The organism is Thauera sp. ZXT1-4 (assembly GCF_052598215.2).
In genome coordinates this window covers 1-1,982 of the sequence record NZ_JBQWSN020000088.1, presented here as the reverse complement: position 1 = coordinate 1,982, position 1,982 = coordinate 1, and the positions used below count along the sequence as shown (strand labels likewise).

Below are 1,982 nucleotides of genomic sequence, written 5' to 3'. Positions count from 1 at the left end.
CCCGAGTTCGACAGTTACGCTCGCAAGTATTTGTTTTTTCTAGAGCGAACTTTCAAAAATGCCACTACAACAGCGCCAACTGCTCCGGCGCCGCTGGTTTTCCTATCCCTAAGGCATGAAGCACCTCGTTCTGCTCCGTGCTGAGCGTCGACACCCCCGCCACCGGTTCGCCGCCGTTCAGGCGCACGCGGTGATGCTGGATGCGCTGCAGTTGCTCGAGCGCTCGCTCGGGCGTGTAGCCCGCATCGGCCGCCTTCAGGCGACTGCGCATCACCCGGTGAAGGATCAGCGCCATGAAGCAGATCGACGCGTGCGCGCGAATCCGCTCGGGCAGGCGGTGATACACCGGGCCGATCTCGATCTCGGACTTGAGCACCTTGAAGCCGCGCTCGATGTCGGCGAGGGACTTGTAGCGCGCAATCACGTTCTGCGCGGACAGGCCCTCGGCGTTGGTGACCAACAGCAGCTTGCCGTCCATCATTTCGGCAAGACGCTTCGCCTTGTCGTCGATGTGGTAGCTGAAGAGCTCCTCGCCCAGATCCACCTTGATGATGCGCGACAGGTGCGCTTCGCTGACCGCATGGTAGAAGCGTGCCTTGGCGCCGCTGTCCGAGAGTTTGCGCCCCCGGTGTTTCACGCCTTCGTCCTGCTCGGTGAGCTTGCCCGACCATTCGTCTGCCTGACGGATCAGTGCGTCGATACGCTCATTGCGCTGCTGGGTCTTCGTGGCGGCCGTCACCGGATCGTGCGCGACCGCCAACCGCAGATCGTTCCAGGCGTGCTCCGAGACCACTTCCTGCGTGGCCGCTGCGCACTGTTGTTCGTGGAAGGGTTCGAGCAGGTCGATGAACTCGTTGTAGCGCCGACCCGGCACCGCGACGATGAATTCGAGCGGTTTGCCGCTGGCGAGGCGCACGGCCTTCAGGGCTTCCAGATTATCCAGGCTGAGCAGCCCCCGGTCGGCGACCAGCACCAGGCGCTGCACCGACGGGAAGCGCGCGAGCACCTTGGTGAGCGTCGGCAGGAGGGTGCGCGTCTCGGCCGTGTTGCCGTCGAACACCTCGTGGTAGATCGGCAGCCCCTCGGCGGTCTGCACCACGCCCAGCATGAACTGGCGGGCGATCAGACCCTCCTTGGCCATACCGTACTGGCGCACGTCATCGGCCTGCTGGCTGAGTCCTTCGCTGCGGATCGTGGTCAGGTCGTAGAACACCACAGACAGATCCTGGTCGATCAACGGGCGCAGCAGCCCGGCGACCACGGCATCGACCTCATCCTGATGATCCATCAGCGCATCGAGGCTGCGCAGCAACTGCTGGTGCGTGACCGCCCTCGGCCCGAAGTCGGGCAGCGCCACCGTCTGCACCCAGCGCAGCACGCCGAGTTTGGATTCAGGGTCGCACAGGCGATTGAGCACCATCAGACGGATCAGCGCTTCCACGTCCGTGGTGCGGCGCGTGCGGCGAAATACCCGGCGCAGCTCCGAGAACCCGAGCGACTTCCACAGCTCGGTCAGCGCCCACACGTTACCGAGCGCGCGCGCGGACTCGAACGACACCGTCGGCGCCGGCGGCTTGGCGCCCATCGGCTCGCGACCCGTGATCTTCAACAGGCCGTTGATCACTGCGTCGAGCGACCCATCGACCTGCTCGGCGCGGCCGAGCGTGGCGACGGTTCGCTTCTTTACCCGGCCAGCCTCGTCGCGATAGGACTCGACGAGTTGGACGTAGCGGCGACCTCCGGAGGTAGTGAGCTTGACGTGCATGATGCCGCCACTTTAACCACCTAAGAAGCGCCGTCAAGCTTACGGGTGGCTGTTACAAACGTGCCACCACAGCACTTTTACGGTCGCGGCCTTCAAACCCGCGCCTGCGCTGGAGGCACTTTCCGAAAAGGGGCGAAAATCGGGGGGAAGTGTCGAACCCCGGAGAACCCGGCGCTGCGTTCGATGATGTCGGGCATCCTAGCCGAAAACCGGCAGA

General features: G+C 64.3%; 1 protein-coding gene. It reads right to left on the bottom strand.

The genetic code is table 11. The features are described from left to right. Positions 1–64: 64 nt before the first annotated feature. Positions 65–1,765 carry an IS1634 family transposase gene (locus ACUH78_RS19120; protein ID WP_445334431.1) on the bottom strand — a complete coding sequence of 567 codons (1,701 nt, stop codon included), beginning with the start codon at positions 1,763–1,765 and terminating at the stop codon, positions 65–67. Between the last annotated feature and the right edge of the window lie 217 nt (positions 1,766–1,982).

Excerpts from the sequence above, each read along its gene's own strand:
- ACUH78_RS19120 (WP_445334431.1), bottom strand. The coding sequence starts at position 1,765 with ATGCACGTCAAGCTCACTACCTCCGGAGGTCGCCGCTACGTCCAACTC.